This is a genomic window from uncultured Flavonifractor sp. (assembly GCF_944385615.1).
Lineage (GTDB): Bacteria > Bacillota > Clostridia > Oscillospirales > Oscillospiraceae > Flavonifractor.
Window position 1 is genome coordinate 1 of the sequence record NZ_CALWXV010000024.1, and the last position, 24,993, is coordinate 24,993.

General features: G+C 59.3%; 29 protein-coding genes. 11 read left to right on the forward strand and 18 right to left on the reverse strand.

Annotated features, from left to right (window positions below):
* Positions 1 to 973, reverse strand: a 973-nt coding sequence (locus tag Q0J75_RS07635) for an HAD-IC family P-type ATPase (RefSeq protein WP_297199090.1), incomplete at its 3' end; no start/stop codon positions are given.
* A 191-nt stretch (positions 974 to 1,164) separates the two neighbouring features.
* Here Q0J75_RS07635 and Q0J75_RS07640 point away from each other — a divergent pair.
* On the forward strand, positions 1,165 to 1,425 hold the full coding sequence (locus Q0J75_RS07640) for a hypothetical protein (RefSeq protein ID WP_297199093.1): 261 nt from the start codon (positions 1,165 to 1,167) through the stop codon (positions 1,423 to 1,425).
* A 49-nt stretch (positions 1,426 to 1,474) separates the two neighbouring features.
* On the opposite strand, the gene Q0J75_RS07645 is transcribed toward Q0J75_RS07640, so the two are convergent.
* The 4 genes from Q0J75_RS07645 to Q0J75_RS07660 form a co-directional block, all read right to left on the reverse strand.
* On the reverse strand, positions 1,475 to 2,425 hold the full coding sequence (locus tag Q0J75_RS07645) for an ROK family protein (RefSeq protein ID WP_297199096.1): 951 nt from the start codon (positions 2,423 to 2,425) through the stop codon (positions 1,475 to 1,477).
* A gap of 91 nt (positions 2,426 to 2,516) precedes the next feature.
* Entirely contained in the window at positions 2,517 to 3,590 is a 1,074-nt protein-coding gene (locus Q0J75_RS07650; protein ID WP_297199099.1) for a lysylphosphatidylglycerol synthase transmembrane domain-containing protein, read from the reverse strand.
* Positions 3,590 to 4,678, reverse strand: a complete 1,089-nt coding sequence (locus Q0J75_RS07655; RefSeq protein ID WP_297199102.1) for an MGDG synthase family glycosyltransferase — start codon at positions 4,676 to 4,678, stop codon at positions 3,590 to 3,592. The genes Q0J75_RS07650 and Q0J75_RS07655 overlap by 1 nt, the downstream gene beginning before the upstream one ends.
* A 108-nt stretch (positions 4,679 to 4,786) precedes the next feature.
* Positions 4,787 to 5,311: a 4'-phosphopantetheinyl transferase family protein gene (locus Q0J75_RS07660; RefSeq protein ID WP_297199105.1), complete on the reverse strand. Its 525-nt coding sequence runs from the start codon at positions 5,309 to 5,311 to the stop codon at positions 4,787 to 4,789.
* A 296-nt stretch (positions 5,312 to 5,607) separates the two neighbouring features.
* On the opposite strand from Q0J75_RS07660, the gene Q0J75_RS07665 reads away from it, so the two are divergent.
* Entirely contained in the window at positions 5,608 to 6,306 is a 699-nt protein-coding gene (locus Q0J75_RS07665; RefSeq protein WP_297199107.1) for a response regulator transcription factor, read from the forward strand.
* Positions 6,307 to 6,336: 30 nt separating this feature from the next.
* A complete protein-coding gene (locus Q0J75_RS07670) occupies positions 6,337 to 8,451 on the forward strand; it encodes a sensor histidine kinase (RefSeq protein WP_297199111.1) in 2,115 nt (704 codons plus the stop codon).
* A 37-nt stretch (positions 8,452 to 8,488) separates the two neighbouring features.
* On the opposite strand, the gene nifU is transcribed toward Q0J75_RS07670, so the two are convergent.
* Together nifU and nifS are read right to left on the reverse strand one after the other, a co-directional pair.
* On the reverse strand, positions 8,489 to 8,926 hold the full coding sequence (gene nifU / locus Q0J75_RS07675) for a Fe-S cluster assembly scaffold protein NifU (protein WP_297199115.1): 438 nt from the start codon (positions 8,924 to 8,926) through the stop codon (positions 8,489 to 8,491).
* A gap of 32 nt (positions 8,927 to 8,958) precedes the next feature.
* Complete coding sequence (gene nifS, locus Q0J75_RS07680; protein WP_297199118.1) at positions 8,959 to 10,158, reverse strand: cysteine desulfurase NifS; 1,200 nt, start codon at positions 10,156 to 10,158, stop codon at positions 8,959 to 8,961.
* A gap of 187 nt (positions 10,159 to 10,345) precedes the next feature.
* Here nifS and Q0J75_RS07685 point away from each other — a divergent pair, with 187 nt between their 5' ends.
* The 3 genes from Q0J75_RS07685 (at position 10,346) to Q0J75_RS07695 (ending at position 14,910) form a co-directional block, all read left to right on the forward strand.
* Entirely contained in the window at positions 10,346 to 11,470 is a 1,125-nt protein-coding gene (locus Q0J75_RS07685; RefSeq protein ID WP_297199122.1) for an AI-2E family transporter, read from the forward strand.
* A gap of 132 nt (positions 11,471 to 11,602) precedes the next feature.
* Entirely contained in the window at positions 11,603 to 14,383 is a 2,781-nt protein-coding gene (locus Q0J75_RS07690; protein WP_297199125.1) for a DNA methyltransferase, read from the forward strand.
* Positions 14,383 to 14,910 carry a hypothetical protein gene (locus Q0J75_RS07695; protein WP_297199128.1) on the forward strand — a complete coding sequence of 176 codons (528 nt, stop codon included), beginning with the start codon at positions 14,383 to 14,385 and terminating at the stop codon, positions 14,908 to 14,910. The genes Q0J75_RS07690 and Q0J75_RS07695 overlap by 1 nt, the downstream gene beginning before the upstream one ends.
* Positions 14,911 to 15,025: 115 nt before the next feature.
* On the opposite strand, the gene Q0J75_RS07700 is transcribed toward Q0J75_RS07695, so the two are convergent.
* Positions 15,026 to 15,898, reverse strand: coding sequence for a DegV family protein (locus Q0J75_RS07700; RefSeq protein WP_297199131.1), 873 nt, complete (start codon positions 15,896 to 15,898; stop codon positions 15,026 to 15,028).
* A 102-nt stretch (positions 15,899 to 16,000) separates the two neighbouring features.
* Between Q0J75_RS07700 and Q0J75_RS07705 the strand changes: the two genes are divergently transcribed.
* From Q0J75_RS07705 to Q0J75_RS07715, 3 genes are all read left to right on the forward strand, one after another.
* Positions 16,001 to 16,600 (forward strand): TetR/AcrR family transcriptional regulator, encoded by a 600-nt coding sequence (locus Q0J75_RS07705; protein ID WP_297199135.1) that lies wholly within the window; start codon positions 16,001 to 16,003, stop codon positions 16,598 to 16,600.
* A 66-nt stretch (positions 16,601 to 16,666) separates the two neighbouring features.
* Positions 16,667 to 17,857, forward strand: a complete 1,191-nt coding sequence (locus Q0J75_RS07710) for a nucleoside recognition domain-containing protein (protein WP_297199139.1) — start codon at positions 16,667 to 16,669, stop codon at positions 17,855 to 17,857.
* A 56-nt stretch (positions 17,858 to 17,913) separates the two neighbouring features.
* Positions 17,914 to 18,123, forward strand: coding sequence for a hypothetical protein (locus tag Q0J75_RS07715; protein ID WP_297199142.1), 210 nt, complete (start codon positions 17,914 to 17,916; stop codon positions 18,121 to 18,123).
* A gap of 51 nt (positions 18,124 to 18,174) precedes the next feature.
* Here the strand turns inward: Q0J75_RS07715 and Q0J75_RS07720 are convergent, their stop codons facing one another.
* Together Q0J75_RS07720 and Q0J75_RS07725 are read right to left on the reverse strand one after the other, a co-directional pair.
* The gene (locus Q0J75_RS07720; protein ID WP_297199146.1) at positions 18,175 to 18,693 is read right to left on the reverse strand and encodes a spore maturation protein; all 519 of its coding nucleotides are present in this window, start codon (positions 18,691 to 18,693) and stop codon (positions 18,175 to 18,177) included.
* A 1-nt stretch (position 18,694) separates the two neighbouring features.
* Positions 18,695 to 19,273 carry a spore maturation protein A gene (locus tag Q0J75_RS07725; protein ID WP_297199149.1) on the reverse strand — a complete coding sequence of 193 codons (579 nt, stop codon included), beginning with the start codon at positions 19,271 to 19,273 and terminating at the stop codon, positions 18,695 to 18,697.
* Between the two features lie 217 nt (positions 19,274 to 19,490).
* On the opposite strand from Q0J75_RS07725, the gene Q0J75_RS07730 reads away from it, so the two are divergent.
* A complete protein-coding gene (locus Q0J75_RS07730; protein WP_087187593.1) occupies positions 19,491 to 19,733 on the forward strand; it encodes an AbrB/MazE/SpoVT family DNA-binding domain-containing protein in 243 nt (80 codons plus the stop codon).
* A 237-nt stretch (positions 19,734 to 19,970) separates the two neighbouring features.
* On the opposite strand, the gene rsmI is transcribed toward Q0J75_RS07730, so the two are convergent.
* Genes rsmI through Q0J75_RS07755 form a run of 5 tightly spaced genes read right to left on the reverse strand, consistent with a single transcriptional unit; the run spans position 19,971 to position 22,907 of the window.
* Entirely contained in the window at positions 19,971 to 20,810 is an 840-nt protein-coding gene (rsmI, locus tag Q0J75_RS07735; protein ID WP_297199152.1) for a 16S rRNA (cytidine(1402)-2'-O)-methyltransferase, read from the reverse strand.
* Positions 20,811 to 20,814: 4 nt separating this feature from the next.
* Positions 20,815 to 21,459, reverse strand: coding sequence for a tRNA1(Val) (adenine(37)-N6)-methyltransferase (locus Q0J75_RS07740; protein WP_297199155.1), 645 nt, complete (start codon positions 21,457 to 21,459; stop codon positions 20,815 to 20,817).
* On the reverse strand, positions 21,456 to 22,067 hold the full coding sequence (locus Q0J75_RS07745) for an NUDIX hydrolase (protein WP_297199158.1): 612 nt from the start codon (positions 22,065 to 22,067) through the stop codon (positions 21,456 to 21,458). The genes Q0J75_RS07740 and Q0J75_RS07745 overlap by 4 nt, the downstream gene beginning before the upstream one ends.
* Positions 22,064 to 22,690 carry a CatA-like O-acetyltransferase gene (locus tag Q0J75_RS07750; RefSeq protein ID WP_297199161.1) on the reverse strand — a complete coding sequence of 209 codons (627 nt, stop codon included), beginning with the start codon at positions 22,688 to 22,690 and terminating at the stop codon, positions 22,064 to 22,066. The genes Q0J75_RS07745 and Q0J75_RS07750 overlap by 4 nt, the downstream gene beginning before the upstream one ends.
* 1 nt (position 22,691) lies before the next feature.
* The gene (locus tag Q0J75_RS07755; protein WP_297199164.1) at positions 22,692 to 22,907 is read right to left on the reverse strand and encodes a helix-turn-helix domain-containing protein; all 216 of its coding nucleotides are present in this window, start codon (positions 22,905 to 22,907) and stop codon (positions 22,692 to 22,694) included.
* A 68-nt stretch (positions 22,908 to 22,975) separates the two neighbouring features.
* Here Q0J75_RS07755 and Q0J75_RS07760 point away from each other — a divergent pair, with 68 nt between their 5' ends.
* The gene (locus Q0J75_RS07760; protein ID WP_297199168.1) at positions 22,976 to 23,197 is read left to right on the forward strand and encodes a hypothetical protein; all 222 of its coding nucleotides are present in this window, start codon (positions 22,976 to 22,978) and stop codon (positions 23,195 to 23,197) included.
* Positions 23,198 to 23,217: 20 nt separating this feature from the next.
* Here Q0J75_RS07760 and nrdG read toward each other — a convergent pair whose 3' ends face one another.
* The 3 genes from nrdG to Q0J75_RS07775 form a co-directional block, all read right to left on the reverse strand.
* On the reverse strand, positions 23,218 to 23,745 hold the full coding sequence (gene nrdG, locus Q0J75_RS07765; protein ID WP_297199171.1) for an anaerobic ribonucleoside-triphosphate reductase activating protein: 528 nt from the start codon (positions 23,743 to 23,745) through the stop codon (positions 23,218 to 23,220).
* 66 nt (positions 23,746 to 23,811) lie between these two features.
* Positions 23,812 to 24,399 carry a chromate transporter gene (locus Q0J75_RS07770; RefSeq protein ID WP_297199174.1) on the reverse strand — a complete coding sequence of 196 codons (588 nt, stop codon included), beginning with the start codon at positions 24,397 to 24,399 and terminating at the stop codon, positions 23,812 to 23,814.
* Positions 24,396 to 24,992, reverse strand: coding sequence for a chromate transporter (locus Q0J75_RS07775; RefSeq protein ID WP_297199177.1), 597 nt, complete (start codon positions 24,990 to 24,992; stop codon positions 24,396 to 24,398). The genes Q0J75_RS07770 and Q0J75_RS07775 overlap by 4 nt, the downstream gene beginning before the upstream one ends.
* Position 24,993 lies beyond the last annotated feature (1 nt).

Sequence of the window (24,993 nt, forward strand, 5' to 3'; positions counted from 1 at the left end):
CCGTCTTGTCCACACACAGCACGTCCACCCGGGCCAGGGTCTCGATGCAGTTCATATCCTGGGCCAGCACCTTGCCCCGGGCCAAGCGGATCATGCTTACCGCCAGAGCCACGCTGGTGAGCAGGTACAGCCCCTCGGGGATCATGCCGATGAGGGCGGCCACGGTGGATACCACTGTCTCCTGCACCGTGCGGCCCACCAGGAAAAATTCTTTGGCGAACAGGGCGATGCCGATGGGAATGAGCAGGATACCAATGACCCGAATCAGCTTGTCCAGAGAGGACATCATCTCGCTTTTACCTACGGTGACGTCCTTCTTGGCCTCCAGGGTCAGCTTGGCGGCGTAGGACTCTGCCCCCACCCGGTCCAGCCGGGCCCGGCAGCGCCCGGCCACCACAAAGGAGCCGGAGAGCAGCTCATCCCCCGGTTTTTTCACAATGGCGTCGGCCTCGCCGGTGATAAGGGCCTCGTTGACCTGGATCTGACCGGAGAGGACGGTGGCGTCGGCGGGGATCTGGTCCCCGGCGGCCAGCTCGGCCACGTCGTCCCGCACCAGATGGGCGGCGGGTACCGAGCCCAGCTGTCCCTCCCGCACCACGTTGGCCCGTGGGGCGGCCAGCAGGTTCAGCTTATCAATGGTCTGCTTGGAGCGCAGCTGCTGCAAGATGCCGATGCCGGTATTGGCAAGGGCGATAAACAAAAAGAGCAGGTCCTCCACCGAGCCCACCAAAATAAGCAGCACAGCCAGCACCACGAAAATAAAGTTGAAGAAGGTGAAGACGTTGGCCCGCACGATCTGGCCCACGGTCTTGGTGGGGGACTGTACCGGGTCGTTGGCCCAGCCGTTCTGCTGGCGCTCCTTCACCTGCGCCATGGTCAGGCCCTGCTCCGGGTCCGGGTTGGCCCGCGGCACATCCCGGCGGGGCCGTGGCCCCTCCTGGGCGACAGGACGCTGTTTTCGCTTGCCTTTCATGTATTCGCCCTCAATCCTGCAAAATTCTGTCTGGAACATAACTATCTTCCAAAATCTTGTCACATTATAGCTGATTTCCAGAAGCGATACAAGGCCGCTGCATAAATCTTAACCATTTCTCCACAATTTCTTAAAGCGGGGGCATGGCGTCCCGTTTTCTCCGCTATACTGGAACAGAAGGAGGGGTATCCATGGAGCAACTTTCGGACAAAACGCAGGCCCTGGTCCGGCTGGCCCTGTGCGGCGGCGGGGCGGCCCTGCTGTATGGGGCGGCGGCAAAGCTGCCCGCCCTGGAGGAACACCACCCCTGGCTGGAGGAGCACAAGCTCCAGGTCATTGCCCTGAGCGCGGCGGCTCTTTACGGTCTGTCCCTGGTCCTCTTTCCCCGGCCGGAGGAGGAGAGCGAACCGGAGCAGCCCGACTTCTGCGACGGGTATGAGCCGGTGGAATAAGGTCAGACGAAGCAAACAGGGCCCGCCATCTGGCGGGCCCTGTGGGGCATTACCGGAACAGGGGCAGCAGGGCCGCGCCGATGATACCGGCGTCGTTGCCCAGCGCCGCCCGCACCAGCCGGGTACGGTGGACGCTGTTGCGGGCGTAGTCCTCCCGATTGAGGATATAGCGCACCGGGGCCATCAGGGTCTCTCCCTGAGCCGAGGGCCCGCCGCCAATGCAGAATACCTCGGGCTGGAAGATGTTGACCAAGCTGGCCACGCCGCAGCCCAGGTAATTCAGATATTCGTCAATGACCTTTCCCGCGGCGGCGTCGCCCAGCGCGGCGGCGTCAAAGGGGGTACGGCCATTGACCGCCTCCAGGCTGCCCGCCAGCTCCCACAGCTTGGAGCTCCGGTCCTCTTCCATCACTTCCCGGGTGCGCTTGATGAGGGCAGTGGCGGAGCAGTAGGCCTCAAAACAGCCCTTCCGGCCGCAGGTACAGGGCCGGCCGTCATGCTCGATCACAAAATGGCCCACCTCCATACCGGCGTAATTGAAGCCGGTATACAGCTTGCCGTTGAGGACGGCGCCGCCGCCCACGCCGGTACCCAGGGTGATGGCCACCATAGACTGGCTGCCCTTGCCTGCGCCGGCGGCAAACTCCCCCAGTGCGGCGGCGTTGGCGTCGTTCTCCAGATAGATCTCCTTGTGCAGCCGCTCCGCCATCAGGGACGTGAGGGGCACATTGCTGAAATTCAGGTTGGACCAGTAGCGGATCACGCCGGTATCCGGCTCAATGGTGCCGGGGGAGCCGATGCCCACCGACGCGATCTCATCCATGGACAGGCCGGTCTGCTCCACCGCCGCTCTGGAGGCCGCCGCCATCTGGTCGGCCACCTGCTCTGCGGTACCATCCCGGGGGGTGGGCAGGCTGACCTTGCCCAAAAGCTTACCGCTTTCCTCCACCACGGCGGCGGCCACATTGGTACCGCCCAGATCAATCCCCAAATAATACATCATCCCGCCTCCTTTTTCTTACCCCCTGATTATAACGCACCAGACCCGGCGGCACAAGAGAAAAAACAGCGTCCTATGGACGCTGCTTTTTTCAGGTTGCGATAGGCCCCCGGGCCTGCTTAGGGTAAGGCGCCGGTCCCTCCATCCGCCGCTTGCGGTGGGTCCGCAGGTGGACCAGAAGGGCAATGACGGCACTGAGCAGCAGGAAGGAATAAAAACTGATGCCCCGGGAGACCAGCACGGCAGGGGTCACCAGGCTGGTGCCGAAAAAGAGGGCCATGGCGGTAACGAACCCGCCCTCAGAGGCCCCCACTGCCCCGGGCAGAGGCAGGTTGGACACCGCCAGGGTCACCAGTGACTGGGTGGCGATGATCTCCAGCGGGCTGCTGCCGCTGAGGCCGAAGGCGTAATAGACCGCCACCGGGACGGAAAACAGGGCGGTGAGCTGCACCACGGTGAGAATCAGCAGAGCGGGCACCATGCCGGGGTTGCGCTTGACGCACTCCGCCCCCCGGCGGTATTCCTCCATCTGCTTTTCCAGGCGCTGGCGGGCGCTGTCCTCATTGCGGATAATATGCACCTTTACCAGCAGCTTGAGCACGCCGCCGGTGAGCTTGCGGGCGGCGTTGGGCAGGAACATCAGGCAGAGCATCCCCGCCGTCAGCCCCCCATTGACCAGAGCGCCGTAGAGCAGCAGCAGTCCCAGACCGCCCCCCAGATTCTGCACCAGATCAAAGTGGAGCAGGGCCGACGCCAGGGCGTAGCCAATGACCACCACCTGGTAGCACACGGCAATGAGCATCATATTGAGGGCACCGTGGGCGGCGGGGATCTGATCCCGGGACATATAGTAGACCTGCGCCGGCTGTCCGCCGGTGGCAGAGGGGGTGATGGCGCTGACGTAAAAGCCCACAAAGGAATAGCCCAGGCAGCGGCGGTAGCGCACCGGATGGCCCAGCCGCCCCAGGATAACGCGGGAGCACATGGCCTCGCTGCCCACGAAGAGGAACATCATCCCCAGCCCCGCCAGCAGCCACAGGGGGTTAAGCTGGCGCAGGGTACCGGCCAGCCGGGAAAAGGACATGTCCCGCAGCAGCATATAGCCGGTAAACGCCATCAGGGCCAGAATCAGCCCGATCCCCACCAGGCTCTTCCGTTTGTCCATCAGGCACACACTCCTCTCCCCGCAGTCAGCCGGGACAAAATATGGATCAGGCTCTCCTGCTCCAGCTGGGCCTTCATGGCGCGCATTTTAGCCGACATATCCGCCAGCGTGTAGTCGTCATAGATCAGCTCCCGGATGGCCGTCAGGCACTCGTCGGGCTCCTTGCCTGCCACCCGGCCCATGCCCCGCTCCACCAGGAAGCGGGCGTTGCGCTTCTCCTGCTCCAGGAAAGGCTCCCAGGCCAGAATGGGCAGCTCGGAGAAGATGCTCTCAAAGACGGTGATACCGCCCGGCTTGGTGAGCACCAGATCCGCCCACGCCATGTACTCATAGACCCGGTCGGTAAAGCCCTCCACCTTGATGTTCTGATACTTGTCCACCAACCGGTCATACAGCTTCTGATTTCGGCCGGTGATGATGGTGGTGTGTACGCCGGGCATGGTATCCAGGGCCTCATAGAAGGAATCCTTCCGGGGCATCATGCCCAGGCCGCCCCCCATGATGAGCAGATTGCGCTCCTGCCGGTCTCCCCGGTGGACAGGCAGCTTGAACTCCGCCCGGACGGGGATGCCGGTGACACAGATGATCTCCCGGTTGACCCCCTTGGCCACCAGCCGTTCCCGGATCTCCTGGGTACCCACCAGATAACAGTCGGTGTCCCGGTGGATCCACTCGGAATGGCTGGTCAGATCGGTAATGCAGGTCACCAGGGGCAGGCTGCTGCCCGTCTCCCGTTTCCACCGGGCCACCATACGGGCGCAGATAGGATGGGTGGCGATGACCACATCGGGCCGCTTGTGGGCAAAGACCTCCTCCACCCGCTCGGGACACTGCTCATCGTTCAGGGGCCGCTGGTCGGAGTCTTTGTTCTGGGTAAACTTATAATAAAGGTTGAACAGCCCGCTGCCCCTGGTCACCAGTACGTTAAACCACTTGTACATGGACTCGGGGTTGTGGCTGGTGCAGGCAATCAAGTCCATCACTTCCACTTGCGCCTCCGGGAAAGCCCGCAGCAGCTGCTGACGCAGGGACATGGAGGCCGACCAGTGGCCCATACCGAACTTTCCTGTCACGATCAGAATGTTCACGCCTCTCCCTCCTCATGATGCTCTTTCTCAGCATCAAGTATAGCGGGTGTTCCTTTAGAAAATCAGCGCCTGTTTCTTAAAAAGATATTAAGATTAAGAAACAGTTTGTCATTCCCGCCTCTGAACAGCCTCCGGCAGAGCCTCGGTCCCGGCGGTACACACCGCCGCCCGCCAGCCCTCTCCCCCATAGGCCCGGAAGCGCAGTCCGTCCAGACTGCCGCTCTGTCCGGGCAGGAGCAGGGGCACGGCAATGGACCGGGGGGCCTGCCGCAGACCGGCGCCGGTACACTTTACTCTGGCCTCCTTCAGGGTCCACAGGGTGCAAAAGCTCCCCCAATCCCCGCCCTGGCGTTGAAACCAGGCAAATTCCAGCGCTGAAAGCACATACCGGGCCAGGCCCTCCCGCCGGGGCCGCACCCGCTCCACATCCACCCCCAGAGGGTACCCCCCCTCCCCGCACAGGGCCAGACCTCTGCTGTGGCTCAGATTAAAGTGAAGCTGGGGGTACTTGGGAAACCAGGGCTTGCCCTCCGCTGTCCGGGCAACAGCGGGCAGCCGCTCCAGCGCAAACCTTTCCTTGAGCAGCCGGGCCAGCAGGGCCCAGGCGTCCCCTTCCTCCATCCAGAGTTCCATATCCGCCTCCGCTGTAAAAAGCGGCGACCCCCACCGTCCGCTCCGCGGTACGGCAGGGACGCCGCACAGTTTATTTTTCCACATTATACCGGGATATTTCAGGTCTCGCAAGTATTTTTTAACTTTTTCCATCCGCTCCCCGGAATCATTGCTTTTGGGACTGGTTGGGGGTAGAATATTTCTTGTCACACCCATCAGCTGGAAGAGCGGGCCTGTATCTTAAAGGGTTCTTAACCATTTCCCCGCCCTTCCCTTAAAAGATATCTGCTAATCTTTGCGTATAACGAGGTGAGCCTATGTATACCATTCTCATCTGTGATGATGACAAGGATATTGTGTCCGCTCTGGACATCTATCTGACCAGCGAGGGCTACCGCACTGTGAAGGCCTACGACGGGCTGGAGGCCCTGAAGGAGGCGGAACACCACACAGTAGACCTGATCCTGATGGACATTATGATGCCCGGCCTGGACGGTATCCGCACCACCGCCAAGCTGCGGGAAAAGTACAATGTGCCCATCATCCTCCTTACCGCCAAAAGCGAGGACGCCGACAAGGTGCTGGGGCTGAATATCGGAGCAGACGACTACATCACCAAGCCCTTCAACCCCATTGAAGTCATCGCCCGGGTGAAAAGCCAGCTGCGCCGGTACACCAGTCTGGGCGGGAAAAGCGGCGGCGGAGAAAATACCAAGCTGCTTACCAACGGCGGCATCGCCCTGGATGACAGCGCCAAGTCCGTGACGGTGGACGGGGACCAGGTGAACCTCACCCCGCTGGAATACAATATCTTATTGCTGCTGCTGAAAAATCCCGGCCGGGTCTTTTCCACCAGCCAGATCTATGAGCTGGTGTGGAACGATCCCTCTCTGGGCTCGGAAAACACGGTGGCGGTACACATCAGGCACCTGCGGGAAAAGATTGAGATCGACCCGGCCAACCCCCGGTACATCAAAGTGGTGTGGGGCCTGGGCTATAAGATGGAAAAGCTCTGACCCAACGCATAGATAAGGAGTTGTGATACCATGAAACAACTGGCCTGCCGGCTGGCGGTGAAGGTGATAGCCTTTCTCCTGGCCCTGGGCACCGGTGTGGGAGGGGTGTGGGCCTCTCTGTTCATCCTCTCCCAGTGGGACACCCTGTGGACCGGCGTGGGTTACTACTCCAGCAATTCCTGCTATCAGTACATGGAGATCCGCTTTCACCAGGTATCCGAGCTGGCCCGGCTGCTCCAGTATCAGAACTGGGAGGCCAAGCTGTCCTATCTGGACCAGAAGCGGCTGGCCGATCTGGAATACGATCTGGACGCCAGCCGCACCAATTTCCGGTTTTCCATCCGGCGCAACGATACCGGTGCGCTGATCTACTCCAATCTGGAGGACAGCACCCCGATGGAGAGCAGCGTCCATACCGTATTCCGAGACTCCATTTCCCTGGCCTACAACGACGGCACCCAGCGCCGTCAGGACTACTTTGTATGGAACGGGGAAAAGCAGTACTATCTGCTTTATGTGGTGCTGGAAGATGGAAACGAACAGCTCATTACCCCCAGCGACGCCGCCCTGGCCGCCCAGTATGGCTATACCTTTAACGGAAACTCCTGGGACTACAACCAGGCCCAGGACACCCGGCTGCTCTATGTGGAGCTGGCGGTGGAGTACGGTGTGGCCTCTCCCCTGGAGGTGCAGGACGACTTTTGGGACAGCGCTCAGGACTTTAACGAGTATGCCCGCTATCTGCCCGCCATGGCGGTGCTGACGGCGGTGCTGGACCTGTCCTGTGTGCTGCTGTGCATTTTCCTTTTCCGCACGGCAGGCCGGCGGCCTGACCGGGAAGGCATCGTACTCAGCCGGTTTGACCGCATCCCCCTGGACCTGTTGCTGCTGCTGGAGATATGGGCGGTCATTCTGCTGCTGGCCGGCGGGGACCCCATGTCCGTGGCCCTCAACGCCAACGGTCCTTCCACCGACGTGGTGGTGGGGCTGGCCCTGGTGTCCTGCGGCATCGGACTGTGTCTGCTCTCCTCTTTGCTGACCCTCATCGTCCGGGCCCGGGCCCATACCCTTTGGTCCAACACTCTGGTGTGGCGGCTGATTCGGGTGCTGGGCCTGGCCGTGCAGAGCCTGGTCCGCAGCTGGCCCCTCACCGGGCGCACCATCGCCTTTTTCCTGCTCTATCTGCTGGGCACCTTCCTTACCGGCCTGACCCTGGTGCTCATCCCCGTCTACCAGGGGCTGGTGCTGTGGCTGCTGTGCCGGTGGACCATCCAATGGAGCCGGGTACGGCAGGGGGCGGAACAGATTTTGGGGGGCGACCCCAGCTTCAAGATCGACACCAAGGGGCTCTATCACGACCTGGCCGAGCACGCCCGGCAGCTCAACGACCTGGGCGACACCATCAGCCAAGCGGTGGACCAGCGCATCCGCAGCGAGCGTTTCCGGGCCGAGCTTATCACCAACGTGTCCCACGACCTGAAAACCCCCCTCACCTCCATCATCAACTATGTGGACCTGTTGAAAAAGGAGCCCATCGACAACCCTCAGATCCAGTCCTATATCGAGGTGCTCACCCGGAAGAGCTTACGGCTGAAAAAGCTGACCGAGGATCTGGTGGAGGCCTCCAAAGCCTCCACCGGCACCCTGTCGGTCCATCTGGAGCGGCTGAGCATGGTACAGCTGGTGCAGCAGGCCCTGGGGGAATTTGAGGAAAAATTTGCCCAGAGCGGTTTGACGCCGGTCACCCTTTACCCGAAGGAGGAGGTCTGGATCCTGGCCGACGGCCACCACCTCTGGCGGGTCATCGACAACCTGCTGTCCAACTGCAACAAGTACGCCCTGGAGGGTACCCGGGTATATGTGGAGATCGCCCGGCAGGAAGAAAAGGCGGTCTTTTCGGTGAAAAACATCTCCCGCCAGCAGCTCAACATCCCTCCCGAGCAGCTGATGGAACGCTTCGTCCGGGGGGACAGCTCCCGTACCACCGACGGCTCCGGCCTGGGGCTGTCCATCGCACGCAGCCTCACCGAACTGCAACAGGGGCAGTTTGATCTCAGCATCGACGGGGACCTGTTCAAGGCCACCGTTACCTTCCATCTGGCCCCGCCGCCGGAGGATGCCCAGCCTCCGCTGCCGCCGGTATAACAAAACTGCGCTTGCCGATTGGCAAGCGCGGTTTTTATCATCCACAGGAGGCGCAGCAGTGCTCCCCCTCCTCACAGGGCAGGCGGAGGGAATCGGGCACCGGCTCCCCCTTCTTCTGGTAGTAGTCGGCCAGAGCCGCCTTGATGGCCTCCTCCGCCAGCACGGAACAGTGCATCTTATAGGCGGGCAGGCCGTCCAGAGCCTCGGCCACGGCGGCGTTGGTCAGGTTCATGGCCTCTCCGATGGTCTTACCCTTAATCATCTCAGTAGCCATAGAGGAGGTGGCAATGGCGGAACCACAGCCAAAGGTCTTGAACTTCACGTCGGTGATGACATCGCCGTCAATCTTCAGATACATCTTCATAATGTCGCCGCATTTGGGATTGCCCACCTGGCCCACCCCGTCGGCGTTCTCGATCTCCCCCACGTTGCGGGGATGCTCAAAATGGTCCATAACCTTATCAGAATACAGCATAGCAGTTGCTCCTTTTCAGCAGTTCTATCTTGTTACAGCTCCCAGGTGGGTTTCTGGGTCTCTTGATCCCAAACAGGGGACATCTCCCGCAGGTAGGCCACCACAGCGGGCACTTCTTTCAGAATATAGTCTACCTCTTCCTCGGTGTTGTCCGGCCCCAGGGAGAGCCGGAGGGACCCGTGGGCGATGGCGTGGGGCAGGCCGATGGCCAGCAGCACATGGGAGGGGTCCAGAGAGGCGGAGGAGCAGGCGGAACCGGAGGAGGCACAGATGCCCTTGGCGTCCAGATGGAGCAGCAGGGCCTCTCCCTCCACCCCCTCAAAGACAAAGGAGGCGGTACCGGGCAGCCGCTTGTCCGGGTGGCCGGTGCTTCTGGCGTAGGGCAGGGCGGTCAGTCCGGCCATCAGCTTATCCCGCAGGGCGGACAGGCGGGCGGCCTCCTGGGGCAGCTTGTCCACCGCCTCTTTCAGGGCGGCGGCCATACCCACCGCGCCGGGGACGTTTTCCGTGCCCGAGCGGCGGCCCTTCTCCTGTCCGCCTCCCTGAATGAGGGCGGGCAGCCGCAGGGGCTTTTTCATATACAGGGCCCCGATCCCCTTGGGTCCGCCAAACTTGTGGCCGGACAGGGAGAGCAGGTCCACATTCCAGGCCTCCACATCCACCGGGATATGGCCCACTGCCTGGACGGCGTCGGTGTGGAAGAGCACCTTGTGGGCTTTGGCAATGGCTCCGATCTCCGCGATGGGCTCCACAGTGCCGATCTCGTTGTTGGCGGCCATGATGGAGATGAGGATGGTATCGGGCCGGATGGCGGCCTCCACGGCGGCGGGATCCACTAAGCCGTCCCCGTCCACCGGCAGGTAGGTCACCTCATAGCCCTGTTTCTCCAGGTACTGGGCGGTGTGGAGCACGGCGTGGTGCTCGATGGCGCTGGTGATGATGTGGCCGGTCTTTTTGCCCTTGAGGGCCATCAGCTCGGCCACACCCCGCAGGGCCCAGTTGTCGGCCTCGGTTCCGCCGGAGGTGAAATAGATTTCCTCAGGCTTGGCGTTCAGGCAGGCAGCCACCTGGGCCCGGGCCTGTTCCAGGTGGGTCTTGCCCTCCTGAGCAAAGCGGTACAGGCTGGAGGGGTTGCCATACGCCTGGGTAAAGTGGGGCAGCATGGCGGTTAGGGCAGTATTGGTAACAGCGGTGGTAGCCGCGTGATCGACGTAAATAAATTTCTCTGGCATGGGTGGCTCCTTTCTGAAATTTACTCAATTCCTATCTGTTTACTAGATTATAAGCCTACTCTTTTCCGCTGTCAAGTAAAATCTTTCGTCCCGGGCCTTTTTTTCCATCTTTTCGCTTTCCCGTTGACGGAAGGGAACAGGGGTGCTATAGTGGTGTTACTATTATCATTTAAGATTGAGGTCCGCCATGGATAAAAAGCTGTTTAAAAGCATTTTGCTGATTATCACCTATGCCGTGGTGCTGGTGATGGTGCTGGCCCGGCTGGATGTGGTGGCATTTGCCGCCGGTACGGTGCTGGGGGTGTTCAAGCCCCTCATCATCGGCTTCTGCCTGGCCTTTATTCTCAACCGGCCCTGTCAGTTTTTCTTCCGGCTGTACAACCGGGGATTGAACAAATCTGCCGCCCGGCCTCTGGCGGTGCTCACCGCCTATCTGGCCCTCATCATCATCATCGCGGCCATCTTCTCCTTTGTACTGCCCAAGCTGGTGGAGAGCATCCAGACCTTTGTGATGAACCTGAGCGGGTACATTGCCAACGCCCAAAACTCCATCAACCATCTGCTTGGCTATCTGAATCTGGACATTGAGCAGCTGGATCTGTCCAAGCTGAACACCACCTTGCAGGGTCTGTTCAGCAAGGCCCTGAACTTCCTCTCCAACCTGGGCCCCCAGCTGGTGGAGTTCACCACTGGTCTGGTGTCCATCCTGGTTACCGGAGTGCTGGCGCTGGTCTTTTCCATCTATATGCTCTCCGGCCGGGATAAGCTGCTGGGCCAGTGCCGCCGGCTGCTGAAGGCCTACGTCCCCGCCAAGGTGGTCTCTCCCCTCTCCGATGTGGTGGATCTGACCGCCGCCACCTTTACTAAGTTCATTACCGGACAGTGTATTGAGGCCTGTATCCTGGGCAGCCTGTGCTCTTTGGGGATGCTCTTTATCCAGCCTGACTACGCCCCCCTCATTGGCGTCACCGTGGGCGCCTCCGCCCTGATCCCGGTGGCGGGGGCCTACATCGGGGCCATCGTGTCGGCCATTCTGCTGCTGATGGTCTCCCCCCTGAAGGCTCTGATCTTTGTGGTCTTCCTGGTGATCCTCCAGCAGGTGGAGGGCAACGTGATCTATCCCCGGGTGGTGGGCACCTCTCTGGGCCTGCCCGGCATCTGGGTGCTGGCCGCCGTCACCGTGGGCGGCAGTCTGCTGGGCCTGCCCGGCGTGCTGGTGGCGGTCCCCATCGCCTCGGTGCTCTATACCCTGCTCCGCCGGGACATCCATAAGCGGCTGGCGCCGTCCAAGGATACCACCCCCAAGACCTAACATCCAACCCAAAGTCCTGCCGTAAAGTCTCGCGGCAGGACTTTTCTATGCGCTTACCCCTGTTGTCTGGCATCCTTTGCCGGTTTGTGGTATGCTAAAGCAAACAGAGACAAAAATAGGAGGTTATCCGCCATGACAGAAGCCCAACGCCGCGCCGCTGCCAAACAGTTTTCCGCCGACTGGGCGGGGAAAGGTTATGAAAAGGGACACAGCCAGCCCTTCTGGCTTTCTCTGCTTCGGGATGTGTACGGTGTGGAGCACCCCGAACAGTTCATCACTTTTGAAGATCAGGTCATTCTGGACCACACCAGCTTTATTGACGGTCTGATTCCGTCCACCCACGTTCTCATCGAGCAGAAAAGCCTGGGAAAAGAGCTGAACAAGCCTATCAGGCAGTCGGACGGTACCCTGCTCTCCCCCTTCCAGCAGGCCAAGCGGTACGCCGCCGAGCTGCCCTACTCCCAGCGCCCCCGGTGGATCGTCACCTGCAACTTTGCCGAGTTCTATGTCTACGATATGGAGCGCCCCACCGGCGACCCGGAGATCATCCAGCTCAAAGACCTGGAAAAGGAGTATTACCGGCTCCAATTCCTGGTGGACACCGGGGACACCAACATCAAAAAGGAGATGGAAGTCTCCCTGCAAGCAGGCGAGATCGTGGGCGTGCTGTACGACGCGCTGCTCAAGCAGTACAAGGACCCGGAGGCCGAGGAGACGCTGAAAAGCCTGAACGCCCTGTGCGTGCGCCTGGTCTTCTGCCTGTATGCCGAGGACGCCGGGATCTTTGGCGGGCGCAATATGTTCCACAACTATTTGCAGCGCCATATTTCCGATGCCCGCCGGGCGCTGATCGACCTGTTCCAGGTGCTGGACACCAAACCGGAGGACCGGGACCCCTATATGGACGACGATCTGGCGGCCTTCCCCTATGTCAACGGTGGTCTGTTTGCCCAGGAGGACCTTGTGATCCCCCGGCTGGATCAGGCCATTGTGGATTTGATCCTCCACAAGGCCAGCGAGGAGTTTGACTGGTCGGTCATCAGTCCCACCATTTTCGGCGCTGTATTTGAAAGCACCCTCAACCAGGAGACCCGCCGCAGGAACGGAATGCACTATACCAGCATTGAGAACATCCACAAGGTGATCGACCCGCTGTTTTTGGACGATTTGCGGAGCGAGTGGGAGGAAATCAAGGAGATCCCGGTGGACAAGACCCGCACAGCCCGGTTAAACGCCTTTCAGGCCAAGCTGGCGGGGCTGACCTTCTTAGACCCGGCCTGCGGTTCGGGCAACTTTTTGACGGAGACCTATCTGTCCCTGCGGCGGCTGGAAAACCAGGTCATTGCCCTGCTGCAACATAACCAGGTCTCTCTGGGCCATGTCACCAATCCCATTCAAGTCTCCATCGGTCAGTTCTACGGGATCGAGCTCAACGACTTTGCCGTGTCGGTGGCGAAAACCGCCCTTTGGATCGCGGAAAGCCAGATGATGAAGGAGACGGAGGATATCGTCCGTCTGTCGCTGGATTTTCTGCCCCTGAAATCCTACGCCAATATCATCGAGGGCAACGCCCTGCGGATGGACTGGGAGAGCGTGGTGCCCAAGGGAAAGCTAAATTATATTATGGGCAACCCGCCGTTTGTCGGCGCAAGACTAATGAAGAACCCTCAAAAGGAAGACTTAGCCGAAGTATTTTTAGGGCATAAAAAAGCAGGAAATTTAGATTATGTTGCTGGATGGTATATAAAAGCATCTATTTTAATGCAAAATAGTCAAATTCATGCCGCCCTAGTGTCAACAAATTCAATTACACAAGGCGAACAAGTTCCGATTTTATGGAAAGATTTATTTGATAAAGGTATTCATATTGATTTTGCACATCGTACATTTCAGTGGGATAGCGAGGCTAAGATCAAAGCTCATGTGCATTGTGTAATCATAGGTTTTAGCACTTGCTCTAATAGCAAAAGAAAATTTATTTTTTCGTCAGACAGACCACAAATAGCAAAAAACATTAATCCATACCTGATAGACGGCCCAAATGTTTTAATTGACAGCCGTAATCGCCCTATATACAACGTACCAGCAGTTGTATTTGGAAATATGCCTAATGACGGCGGATATCTTTGTGATTACTCTACAGAGCAAAAAAATGCAATTATTAATACCTATCCTGATGCAGCAGATATGTTCAAACTTTTCTTAGGTGCATCAGAATTTTTACACAATAAAGAACGATGGTGCTTGTGGCTCAAAGGTATTTCTCCTGTGATGCTGAAAAAAGTACCGCCGGTACTAGATGCAGTTAGAGCAGTACAGCAAATGCGAGAAGATAGCAAGCGCCAAGCAACAAAAAAGCTTGCTCAAACACCAACATTGTTTGGAGAAATTAGGCAACCTGATACTCAGTATATTATTATTCCAAGACATTCCTCTCAAAATAGGCGATATATTCCTATTGGATTTGTAAGTCCTGAAATTATTTGTGGTGATGCTAACTTATTAATGTCTCATGCTACCTTATTTCATTTCGGTATATTGATGTCAAATGTACATAACGCATGGATCCGTATAGTTTGTGGAAGAATTAAGAGCGACTACCGTTATTCAGTTAATATTGTCTACAACAATTTCCCCTGGCCCAACCCCACCGAACAGCAGAAAGCCAAAATCGAGCAGACCGCCCAGGCCATCCTGGACGCCCGGGCGCTGTACCCGGACTGCTCCCTGGCCGACCTCTACGACGAAGTAGCCATGCCCCCGGAGCTGCGGAAAGCCCACCAGCAAAATGACCGGGCCGTCATGCAGGCTTACGGCTTTGACATCAAAACCACCACCGAGACCTCTTGTGTGGCGGAACTGATGAGAATGTATCAGAAACTAGTAGAAGGAGAAAGAAGCAAAAAAATATAATGAACGATTTGATTATCGGCATCATTTCCACCCTGATTTCAACAATTATCATCGGTCTATGGGGTACTCTGATAATTGTACCGTATCAAGCGCATATGAAGATTTACAAGGCAATTCTGCGCTTATCAAGGAACTATGATGATCCTCGCAAATACATAGGGGATCTCATGCCGACCTCGTTAATGATAAACTGCATTGAAAAACAGCGAGGACAGATAGAAGAAATCCTGGAATCCATTTTAGAACTAAAAGAATTGAGCCGATTTACTTACTGGCTTTTTAACTATCAGAAATTGGAGCTTAGTTTAAAGTTCTTATTTAATTACACGAATGACCCCATTATGCTTGATAAGCAAAAAGAATTTTCGGATGATTATATTCTCAATCAAGATGCATTTTTTGCAGATCTCAAAAAAACGGCTAGGTTACCAAAAATAAAAATTATACTCTTATTTTTGATTCCCACAATTATGCTTATTGCTATTATTATTATAGCTATATACTTTATATGTTTAGCGTCCAAGTAAAAGTTCCACCATCTGTTTTAAAAACAGATGGTGGAACTTTTGTAGGATATTACACTTAATTTCATAACATTCCCTGTTATCGGCAAATACTCTCGGCTTCTGTCTTTACCTGTCATTACTCCAGCAGCTGGATACCGCCCCCCAGCACGCCGTCGCCGATATACACGCTGAGGGTGGCGTCAATGGCCCCCTCCCAGATATGCTCGGCGTTGGGAAAGCGTTCTCTGATCCGCTGGGCCAGCTCTTTCATCTCTTCGGGCGCGCCGCCGTTGGCCACGCCCAGATTGTACCGGACGCCAGGCCGGAGGCGCTGTTCCATCAGATCCAGGATCTTGTCCTGGACCTGCCGCCGCCCCCGTACCTTTGCCACGCTTTGCAGCTGGCCGTCCTCGGCAAAGGAAATGATGGGCTTGATGCTTAACAGGGTGCCGGCAAAGGCGGCCACCTTGCCGATCCGCCCGCCTTTGCTCAGGTATTCCAGGGTATCCACCGAGAAAAAGGGGAAGGTATTGGCAATCAGGCTGGGAAGCCGTTTTTCCACCAGCCAGTCCCAGCTGGCCCCCGCCTGGATATCCTCCCACAGCTGGAGCACCATGATCCCCATGCCCAGCGAGCCGCTCTTGGAGTCAAACACGGCAATTTCCAGGTCCCGGCGGGTCTCGGCCTGGAGGCGCACCATATTATAGGTACCCGACAGGCCGGAGGAGAGCATCACCGCCAGCACCTTTTCATAGCCGTCGGCCTTGATCCGGTCCAGGGTGTCGCTGATACTGCCGCCGTCGGGCAGGGAGGTTCTGGGCAGCTCCCCCCGGTGCAGGCGGTCATACACATCGGGGGCGAAGATATCCACCCCGTCGGAGTACTCCCCGTCGGCGCAGACGATCTTCAGGGGGACCACATAGATGGGCTTGTCCCCCACCAGAGCGGGGGACAGATCCGCGGTGGAATCGGTGAGCAATGCAATTTTCTCAGCGTTTGACAAGTTCATCACCCTGCTCTATAATCAAGATTATAGGACTGACGTAACTTTGTTATGTGACCTGTTTCAAGTATAGCGGCAGGGGACCGCTTTTGTCAAGAGGTGGAAGTCATGGAGGACTACCGTTCCCGCAGAAAAGCCCAGGCCAGGCAGACCGAGCAGGCCATTTTACAGGCCGCCATGGACCTGTCCCGGAAGCAGAGCTTTGACAAGGTCTCCATCCGGGAGATCTGCCAGCAGGCGGGGATCACCACCGGAGCCTTTTACCATCACTTCCGCTCCAAGGAGGACCTGCTCTCCCGGGGCTTTGCCCCTCTGGACAGCTATCTGGAGCAGTCCCTGGCTGGTCATGAGGATGAGCCTCCCGCCCTGCGGCTGCGCCGGCTTTTGGTAAACTACGCGGAATTTCTGGAGAACCTGGGCTGGGAGCTGGTGGCCCGCTACTATCAGCGGCGGCTGGATGCCCCTGACGACACCGCCTCCATGGATTCCAGCCGCTTTACCCTGCGGGCCATGGCCAGCTGCCTGGAACAGGCGGAGGCGGAGGGCGGGCTGCTGCCCGGCTGGTCCGCCCAATGGACCGCCGACTTTTTATTCCGTCATTTCCGGGGGGTGGTCATTGACTGGGCCCTCCACCGGGGCTCTTACCGTCTGCTGGCCAAGCTGGAACAGGACTACACCCTGTTCAGCCATGTGTTCCGCACCGGCTGATACATGATATAAACAGGCAAGTTTGTTCCGTTTGGCGCATACCTTTCTGGGAAGGAGGTGTGTGCCATGTCTCGGCTGCTGTCCAAAGCCAGAGTCCGCGATCTGCTCCTGGGCCTGGTCCTGCTGTGCGCCACACTGGCGCTGATGCTCTATCCCAAGCCATCCATGGAGGCGGCCCGGACCGGCCTCCAGCTGTGCTACAATGTGATTATCCCCTCTCTGTTTCCCTTTTTTGTGCTCTCCTCCCTGGTGGTGGAGCTGGGGCTGGCGGGCTATCTAGGCCGTCTGTTAGAGGGGATCATGTGGCCTTTGTTCCATGTGGGCGGCGCCTGCGCCTCCGCCTTCGCCCTGGGGTTTGTGGGGGGCTACCCGGTGGGGGCCAAGACCGCCATCAGCCTATATGAAAAGGGGATGTGTACCCGTACCGAGGCCGAGCGGCTGCTGGCCTTCTGCAACAACTCGGGCCCCGCCTTTATTTTAGGGGTGGTAGGGGCGGGCATCTTTGCCAGCAGCACAGTGGGGGTGGCCCTCTACCTGGCCCACGCCCTGGCCTCGGTGTGCATCGGGCTGCTTTTCCGGTTTTATAAGGCCGGTACCGACAGCGGCAAGACCGGACGGCGGCGGCCCGCCCCCCAGATCCAGGCCAAACGCTTTTCCACCGCCTTTACCGACTCGGTGAAAAACGCCTTTCTCTCTACCTTGAATATCTGTGCCTTTGTGGTGTTTTTTACGGTGGTCATCCAGCTGCTCATGCGCTCTGGCTTTCTGCCCGGTCTGGCCCAGGCCCTGGGTACCGTGCTGGCCCCCTTTGGCCTGACCCCGGAGTGGGCCCAGCGGCTGCTCACCGGCGCGCTGGAAATCTCCTCCGGCGTCTCCACCCTGTCGGGGGGAGGTCCCCTTCCCGGACGGCTCACCATGGCCGCCTTTATGCTGGGGTGGGCGGGCATCTCGGTCCACTGTCAGGTGCTCTCCTTCATCGGCGGCAGCGGCCTGTCGGTGCGGACCTATCTGGTGGGCAAGCTGCTCCATGGCGGGCTGTCCGCCCTTTTTGTGTGGGTGCTGGTCCGCTTCATCCCCCTCACCGCCCCTGTCTCCAACTATCTGGCCGATCAGGTGGCCGGCATCGCCGGGATGGAATTTCACAGCGCCCTCACCGCCTCTATCCTGGCGGCCTGGCTCATCTTTCTGGGCTTTCTGCTGGCGGCGGCGCTGGGCACACGAAAAAATCTTGGCAAGAAGCGACGGCCTGTGGTATAATAAACAATACGGAATTTTATGTAAAGGTCCTCATCCGGGAGGACGGGAGGGAACCCATGCTGTTTCAAAAAGACATTGAGCCCCGCTGCTGCTACTGTCAGCGGGGGACCCAGTTGAACGAGGAGCAGATCCTCTGCGTCAAAAAGGGCGTGGTCTCCCCCGGAGACAGCTGCCGCTCCTTCCGGTACGACCCGCTGAAACGGGTCCCCACCCCGCCGGTGGCGCTGGATCTGGGGAAATTGAAGGACGAAGATTTTACGCTGTAACCCAAAATAAGACCCGCTGCCTGCGGCAGCGGGTCTATTTTTCTGTTCTTTTCAAAAGAGCAGCCGCACCGCCCAGGCGGCAGCCAAAAACCCGGCCAGATCGGCGCACAGGGCGGCGGGGACAGCATAGCGGGTCTTGACAATGCCCGCCGCCCCGAAGTAGACGGCAATGGTGTAAAAGGTGGTCTCGGTGGAGCCCAGCATGACGGCGGCGGTACGGCCGATGGTGGAGTCCGGGCCGTAGGTGGCGATAAGCTCCGAGCCCACCCCCAAAGCGGCGCTGCCGCTGACCGGCCGCACCAGCATCAGGGCTACCGTCTCCGGCGGAATCCCCACCGCATTCAGAAGCGGAGCCAGGGCCTGGGCCGCCAGCTCCAACGCTCCCGACGCCCGCAGCATATAGACCGCCGTCAGCAGCCCCACCAGAGCGGGCACAATGCGGATGAGCACCCCCAGCCCCTCCTCCGCCCCGGCGATAAGGGCGCTGTACACATCCACCTTCCGCACCATTCCCCACAGGGCCACCGCCCCGATGATGATGGGCACCAGCATGGTAAAAAAGGTACTCATATCAATCCCTCCACACCCGGGCCAGCAGCTTGGCCGCTGCGATTCCCACGCACACCGACAGGGCGGAGGCCAGCCACACCGCCGGCAGGATATCGAAGGGGGTGGCGCACCCGGCGGCCAGCCGCACCCCCGCCACAGTGGTGGGGATGAGCTGGATGGAGGCGGTGTTGCACACCACCAGCATACACATCCCGTCGCAGGCCACCCCCGGCGTGCGGCGTCTCATCTTTCTGGCGGCCTGGATGCCCAGAGGGGTGGCGGCGTTGCCCAGCCCCAGCAGGTTGGCCGACACATTGGCCGAGACGCTGTCCATGACCTCCTTGTCCCCGGCAAACTCAGGATAGAGCCGTGCCAGCAGCGGGCGCAGCAGCCTGGACAGCCCGGCGGACAGCCCCGAGCGTTTCATGATCTCCATGACCCCCATCCACAGACAGAGCACCCCCGCCATGGCCAGGCACAGGTCCACCGCCGCCCCGGCTCCCTCCAGCGCCGCCGCCCCTACCGCCCCGCCGTTGCCGGTGGCCAGCCCGCAGAGAATGGAAATCAGCACCATGCCCGTCCAGATTGCCGCCATCGCCATCCGTCATCCCTTCCTTTCCCAGCCCAATCATTCCGCATGGGCTATCTATACGAGCTCTCCTTGGAAAATATACCCAATTGATGGGCGAATTTGGGCGGATTTTTGCGGAAGTTTTTGTGGTAACGCTTGACACAACAATACATTGTGTTATAATTGTGTCAGTTTCTAGTTAATGAAGGGGATAATTGGAAGCTAATAGGGAAAGGAAGTAGCATTTATGAAGTCAACTGGAATCGTACGCAAAGTAGATGAGCTGGGCCGCATCGTCCTGCCCATCGAACTTCGCCGCACGCTGGATATCGCAGAGAAAGACTCTCTGGAGATTTATGTGGACGGCGCCTCTATCGTGCTGAAAAAGTATCAGCCCGCCTGCATTTTTTGTGATGATGCGAAGGATGTTATTAACTTCAAGGGAAAAAACGTCTGCACCAACTGTATCCGCGAGCTTCAGCTGAAGTAATCCTGGCTGGTACAAAAAGGGACTCCCCCAGGCCGCACGGCCAGGGGAGTCCCTTTTTTCTTCTTTTTACCAATTATTTTACAGTTAACACAGGTTAAAAGTTATTTGCAATTTTGTGTTGTTTTTTGCCAACTTTTTCCCTTTTTCCGTGGATATTCGACCGGTTTCTTTCAAATTCGACTGAGCTATTTACTACCAAAAATATACGATTCGTAATATTTGATTCTGTTCATTAACTTAACACTGTTCTCTTTCTACTGCCTTTCCGTACAGCTCATTTTTGGGCAAACCGGTTTCCTTGGCGGCCTGCCGGGCGGCGTCCTTCAGGGACAGGCCCTCCTCCCGCAGCTGGGCCACCCGGGCCAGTCCCTCCTCCAGAGTGGGCTGGGCTTTGGCTCCCTCGGCCGCCCCCTCCACCACCAGAACGAACTCGCCCCGAGGGGGATTTTCCTCATACCAGGCCATAGCCTCCCCCAGCGTGGTGCGGCGTACCTCCTCGTGGAGCTTGGTCAGCTCCCGGCACAGGGAGATGCGCCGGTCCGGCCCAAAGACCTCCGCCAGATCGACCAGGGTGGCGGTCAGCTTGTGAGGGGCCTCGTAGAAGATCATAGTCCGCCGTTCCTGCCGGAGCTCCTCCAGGTGGGCCCGGCGGTTTTTCTTGTTCATCGCCAGAAAGCCCTCAAAGGTAAAGCGGCCGGTGGGCAGGCCGGACACAGAGAGAGCGGTGATGAGGGCGCAGGGGCCGGGAATGGCCACCACCTCCACCCCGTTTTGGGCGCACAGCCGTACCAGGTCCTCGCCGGGGTCGGACACCGCCGGGGTGCCCGCGTCGGTGACCAGGGCGCAGCTCTCCCCGGCCAGCAGACGGTCCAGCACCGCCTGTCCTCCCGTCTCGGTGTTGTGACGGTAGTAGGAGAGCATGGGCTTTTTCAGCCCCAGGTGATTGAGCAGCTTGAGGGACACCCGGGTATCCTCGGCGGCGATGAAGTCCACCGCCCCCAGCGTGTCCGCCATCCGCTGGGAAATATCCCCCAGATTGCCGATGGGGGTGGGCACCAGATATAAAATTCCGGCCATAACATTACCTCCGGTTTCTCAGTTGTACGGGCAAAACCTTCAGCCCCGGCCTGCCCTGCCGTACCGCCTCCACCAGTGCGGCGGAGGGGGGCGTATCCTGGTCATGCTGTACCAGCTGGAGCCGTTTGGGCTCCAGTCCGTGGGCGGTGAGGGCGGCAAAAAGCTCCGCCAGCCGCTCCGGCCGGTGGACCAGGGCAAACCGCCCGCCGTTTTTCACCAGCCGCCCGGCGGCGGCACACCAGTCGTCCAGCGTGGCCTCCTCCATACGGGCGGCGCCGCCGTCTCCGCCGCTGCCCGCTCGGAAATAGGGCGGGTTGGCCACCACCAGGGAGTATCCACCCGCCGGCAACGTTTTGCACACCTGACGGAGATCCCCGGTGTAAATGGTCCCCGTAAGGCCGTTTTCCGCCAGGTTCTGCCGGGCCAGGGCGCTGTCCTCAGTCGAGATTTCCACACCGGACAGGGTCAATGTGGATTCCCGCCCGGCCAGCAGCAGCAACAGCGCCCCCCCGCCGCAGCCCAGATCACACACCACGTCCCCCCGCCGCACCGTGGCAAAGGCGGCCAGGGCCAGGCTGTCCTGTCCCAGGGGAAAGCAGGTGTCCGACTGCCGGTAGCGGTAGGGCCCCAGCTGCTCGGGCGCTCTCATGTCATCTCCTCTATGAGATGGCGGACGATGCGGCCCGTGAGGCCCCAGATGGTCCCCTCCGGCCACGGGTAGACCGGCACTGACACCTCCCCGCTCCGCCAGCGGTAGCCCTGGGGAAAACCGATGCGGTCATAGGGGAAATCCTCCCCCACCTGGGGCTTGAGCTCATAGGAGTAGACCTGGGGCGGGTTGTCCCTCAGCCAGTCCAGCGGCACCAGAAAGGTGCGTTTGACCTCGGCGGGGCTGGGGCGCATGGCGGCCATTCCCCCTTGGCTCACCACCCCCAGGAAGGGATGCATGACAAATTTGCCCTGCTGTACCACCAGGTCCAGGGGGGCGATGATCTCCACCTCCGCCGGTGGGATGGCCAGCTCCTCCCAAGTCTCCCGCAGGGCGCAGTCCTGGGGGGTCTCCCCCGCCTCTACCCGGCCGCCGGGAAAACACACCTCCCCCGGCTGGTGGGACAGAGTATCCGCCCGCACTTCAAAGAGCAGGCTTAACCCTTCCGGTCCCTCCACCAACGGCGCCAATACCGCGTATGCCCGCTTCACGTCCTGGACCTGGGGGCTGTGGCCCGCCCAGCGGGCCTGAAAATCGGCCAGAGTCATCCTTTCTCCATCCAATCACAAAGAGTCTGATAAAATTTTCCTACGTGTACCCCATCCAATAGGCGGTGATTTAACTCCAGACTCAGGCTGAGCATGGTCCTGTCCCCCTGCTCCTCCCAACGGCCCCAACTGACCCGCGGCACAGAGTCCCAGGGCACCATATCCCGCTCGTTGGTCAGTGACGTGATGGGAAACCAAGGTAAGCAGATAAAGTAGATCAGCTCATCCTCTGCCCAGGGTCCGGTGGGAAGAAATTCCGTCTGAGCCGCCGAGGCTGCCTTGGCGCGGCGGCAAAAATCGGACAAGTCCTCTCCCGCCTCCAGGGTAACAATATGGAAAAGCTCGCTCCCCTGTTTCAGATCGGTAAAACTGGGCACCAGCCGGTCATGGCGGACAATGGTGCCGTTCCGATCCTTGTAAAGAAACGCCTCCACCTGTTCCATGGCTTTTGTTACAGCAAAAACCATAGCGGGATAGAAGGGCAGACCCTCCCGCCTGCACCGCTGCCGCAGCGGGGTCACATCCACCGGAAAGGTCAGGCTGTAAAAGGGGTGAGACATGGGCGCAAAAAAAGCGTAATGCTCTTTTCGCTCCCAATGCTCCCTGTCAATTTCTCTGGTCATATCATTCCTCCCGGCCCAGCAGGTAGTCGGTGGTCACCTGAAAATAGTCGGCCAATTTAATCAGGGTCAGCGACGGCACATTGATATAGCCATACTCCATCCGCTGATAATGCCGGTCTGTACAGTCCAACAGCTGCGCCATTTCCACCTGGGTCTTGTGTTTTTGTTTCCGCAGTTCTTTGAGCCGTTTTCCAAATGGCTCCATAATTTTATCCATACCGGTGACGCTCCCTTGACACAACATTTTATGTGGTGTATAATAAACACAACATTGGAGGTGGTGTTATGAACGAGTTCCTGTCCTTCCTTTACACCGACTACATCAAGCCCTATCTGGACCGCCAGCCCCGGGACGACGGGGATACCCTCCGTTTTTCCCTGTGCGAGGGCAACCAGACCCAGGAGACCCAGCGGGATGTGGATGCGGTGGTAGCCTTTGCCGCTGCCCACGCCTTTCTGCTGGGGGTGCGCACCGGGGCAGGCCTGCGCCAAAACGGCGCACTGTAAAGCGGAGATAAACCCACGTCCTACGACTCCGGCCGGGTAAAGTGGGCCAGCGGGTCGGGCCGCTGCCACAGCACCACCTGCCCCGCCGCCAGACTTTTGGGCACGTCGATGAGCCGCTGGTTGGTGCTCCCCCGGAAAAGGGCGTCGTAGGACTTGAGGCCCTCCACAAAGGGCCCGTCCACCAGTACATCTGTGTGGGCCAGCAGGGCCAGCACGCCGGGGTCCCCTCCTTCCAGCAGCTTCTCCCAGGTATATCCGGTGTAGGTCCATACATTCAGACCGCGCTCTTTGGCCAGCTCTGCCAGAGCGGCGCACGCTTGCGCCTGGTCAAAGGGTTCCCCTCCGGACAGGGTGAGCCCGTCGGTCAGGGGGTTGGCGCTCATCTTCTCCGCCAACTCCGCCACCTCTACCTCCTGTCCTCCGGCGGGGTCGTGGGTATTGGGATTGTGGCAGCCGGGGCAGTGGTGAGGGCACCCCTGGGTAAACACGGTAAACCGCAGGCCGGGGCCGTCCACAATGGAGTCAGACACGGTATTTGCGATACGCATATAGATTCTCCTGTGAAAGAGAGCGCGGGGGCTGCTGCACAAGGCCGCAACAGCCCCCGCGTTCTGTCAGAATTGAAACACGATACCGATCACCGCCGAGGCGGCGATGAACACAATGGGGTGGAGCTTTTTCAGAGGCTTTACCTGGAGACAGACAAACACCGCCACCGCCAGAAGAATGGCTTTCCAGTGAAAGAAGTCCACCGTCCCGAAGGCCGCCCCGGTGTTCACCAGAGCAATGGCGCACACCTCCACCAGGGCCGCCGTAATGAGGGCGGTGGAGGCGGGACGGATGCCGTAGAACACCGCGTCCACTCCCCGGCTCTCCCGGAACTTCTTCAGAAATCCGGCGACGATGAGAATGACGATGATAGAGGGACACACCAGCCCCAGAGTGGCCACGATCCCCCCAAAAATGCCGCCCACCGCGCCGCCTGTCAGGCTGCCGGTGTGGAATCCCACATAGGTGGCCATGTTCACCCCCATAGGGCCGGGGGTGGACTCGGAAATAGCGATCATATTGGCCAGATCACCGGAGGTAAACCAGCCCGTGCGGCTGCCGATGTCGGTGAGGAAGGGGATGGTGGCCAGCCCGCCGCCGATGGCAAACAGGCCCGCCTTGAAAAACTCAAAAAAGAACTGGAGATAAATCACGCCTTCCCCCCTCCTTTCGCGGCCCGGATACACAGCCCGGCCACGCCGGCAAATACCACCAGCACAATGGGGGAGGTAACAAAGCCCATCACCGCGGCCAGGGTGGTCCCGGTGGGAAAGGAGACAAAGTTACCCACCACCGCCAGCACGGCCACCACCGCAAAAACCACAGCGGTGGGCAGGTCCACCACCGTACTCTTGCGCAGCTTGAGCACGCTGGACAGAATAAGGGCGCACACGCAGGCCCGCACGCCGTTGAAGGCGTGGACCACCACCGGCAGCTCGGCAAAATTCTGCAAGAAGGCGGCGATGAGCATGATGATGACCAGGCAGGGGAACACCAGCCCCAGGGTGGCCGCCACTCCGCCCAAAGCCCCCCGCAGTTTGTGGCCCACAAAGGTGGCGGTGTTGACGGCGATAATACCGGGGGTACACTGGCCGATGGCAAAATAATCGGACAGCTCCCCCTCGGTGGTCCAGTTCCGCTTCTCCACCAGCTCCCGCTGAAGGATGGGCAGCATGGCATAGCCGCCTCCAAAGGTACATACGCCGATTTTGGCAAAGGTCCAGAACAGGTCGAAATAGAGGTTCATG

What these genes read in the sequence shown, in the direction of transcription:
- Q0J75_RS07640 (WP_297199093.1), top strand. Translation starts at nt 1,165, where the DNA reads ATGGAGCAACTTTCGGACAAAACGCAGGCCCTGGTCCGGCTGGCCCTG.
- Q0J75_RS07645 (WP_297199096.1), bottom strand. Translation starts at nt 2,425, where the DNA reads ATGTATTATTTGGGGATTGATCTGGGCGGTACCAATGTGGCCGCCGCC.
- Q0J75_RS07650 (WP_297199099.1), bottom strand. Translation starts at nt 3,590, where the DNA reads ATGGACAAACGGAAGAGCCTGGTGGGGATCGGGCTGATTCTGGCCCTG.
- Q0J75_RS07660 (WP_297199105.1), bottom strand. Translation starts at nt 5,311, where the DNA reads ATGGAACTCTGGATGGAGGAAGGGGACGCCTGGGCCCTGCTGGCCCGG.
- Q0J75_RS07665 (WP_297199107.1), top strand. Translation starts at nt 5,608, where the DNA reads ATGTATACCATTCTCATCTGTGATGATGACAAGGATATTGTGTCCGCT.
- Q0J75_RS07670 (WP_297199111.1), top strand. Translation starts at nt 6,337, where the DNA reads ATGAAACAACTGGCCTGCCGGCTGGCGGTGAAGGTGATAGCCTTTCTC.
- nifU (WP_297199115.1), bottom strand. Translation starts at nt 8,926, where the DNA reads ATGCTGTATTCTGATAAGGTTATGGACCATTTTGAGCATCCCCGCAAC.
- nifS (WP_297199118.1), bottom strand. Translation starts at nt 10,158, where the DNA reads ATGCCAGAGAAATTTATTTACGTCGATCACGCGGCTACCACCGCTGTT.
- Q0J75_RS07685 (WP_297199122.1), top strand. Translation starts at nt 10,346, where the DNA reads ATGGATAAAAAGCTGTTTAAAAGCATTTTGCTGATTATCACCTATGCC.
- Q0J75_RS07690 (WP_297199125.1), top strand. Translation starts at nt 11,603, where the DNA reads ATGACAGAAGCCCAACGCCGCGCCGCTGCCAAACAGTTTTCCGCCGAC.
- Q0J75_RS07695 (WP_297199128.1), top strand. Translation starts at nt 14,383, where the DNA reads ATGAACGATTTGATTATCGGCATCATTTCCACCCTGATTTCAACAATT.
- Q0J75_RS07700 (WP_297199131.1), bottom strand. Translation starts at nt 15,898, where the DNA reads ATGAACTTGTCAAACGCTGAGAAAATTGCATTGCTCACCGATTCCACC.
- Q0J75_RS07705 (WP_297199135.1), top strand. Translation starts at nt 16,001, where the DNA reads ATGGAGGACTACCGTTCCCGCAGAAAAGCCCAGGCCAGGCAGACCGAG.
- Q0J75_RS07710 (WP_297199139.1), top strand. Translation starts at nt 16,667, where the DNA reads ATGTCTCGGCTGCTGTCCAAAGCCAGAGTCCGCGATCTGCTCCTGGGC.
- Q0J75_RS07715 (WP_297199142.1), top strand. Translation starts at nt 17,914, where the DNA reads ATGCTGTTTCAAAAAGACATTGAGCCCCGCTGCTGCTACTGTCAGCGG.
- Q0J75_RS07720 (WP_297199146.1), bottom strand. Translation starts at nt 18,693, where the DNA reads ATGAGTACCTTTTTTACCATGCTGGTGCCCATCATCATCGGGGCGGTG.
- Q0J75_RS07725 (WP_297199149.1), bottom strand. Translation starts at nt 19,273, where the DNA reads ATGGCGATGGCGGCAATCTGGACGGGCATGGTGCTGATTTCCATTCTC.
- Q0J75_RS07730 (WP_087187593.1), top strand. Translation starts at nt 19,491, where the DNA reads ATGAAGTCAACTGGAATCGTACGCAAAGTAGATGAGCTGGGCCGCATC.
- rsmI (WP_297199152.1), bottom strand. Translation starts at nt 20,810, where the DNA reads ATGGCCGGAATTTTATATCTGGTGCCCACCCCCATCGGCAATCTGGGG.
- Q0J75_RS07740 (WP_297199155.1), bottom strand. Translation starts at nt 21,459, where the DNA reads ATGAGAGCGCCCGAGCAGCTGGGGCCCTACCGCTACCGGCAGTCGGAC.
- Q0J75_RS07745 (WP_297199158.1), bottom strand. Translation starts at nt 22,067, where the DNA reads ATGACTCTGGCCGATTTTCAGGCCCGCTGGGCGGGCCACAGCCCCCAG.
- Q0J75_RS07750 (WP_297199161.1), bottom strand. Translation starts at nt 22,690, where the DNA reads ATGACCAGAGAAATTGACAGGGAGCATTGGGAGCGAAAAGAGCATTAC.
- Q0J75_RS07755 (WP_297199164.1), bottom strand. Translation starts at nt 22,907, where the DNA reads ATGGATAAAATTATGGAGCCATTTGGAAAACGGCTCAAAGAACTGCGG.
- Q0J75_RS07760 (WP_297199168.1), top strand. Translation starts at nt 22,976, where the DNA reads ATGAACGAGTTCCTGTCCTTCCTTTACACCGACTACATCAAGCCCTAT.
- nrdG (WP_297199171.1), bottom strand. Translation starts at nt 23,745, where the DNA reads ATGCGTATCGCAAATACCGTGTCTGACTCCATTGTGGACGGCCCCGGC.
- Q0J75_RS07775 (WP_297199177.1), bottom strand. Translation starts at nt 24,992, where the DNA reads ATGAACCTCTATTTCGACCTGTTCTGGACCTTTGCCAAAATCGGCGTA.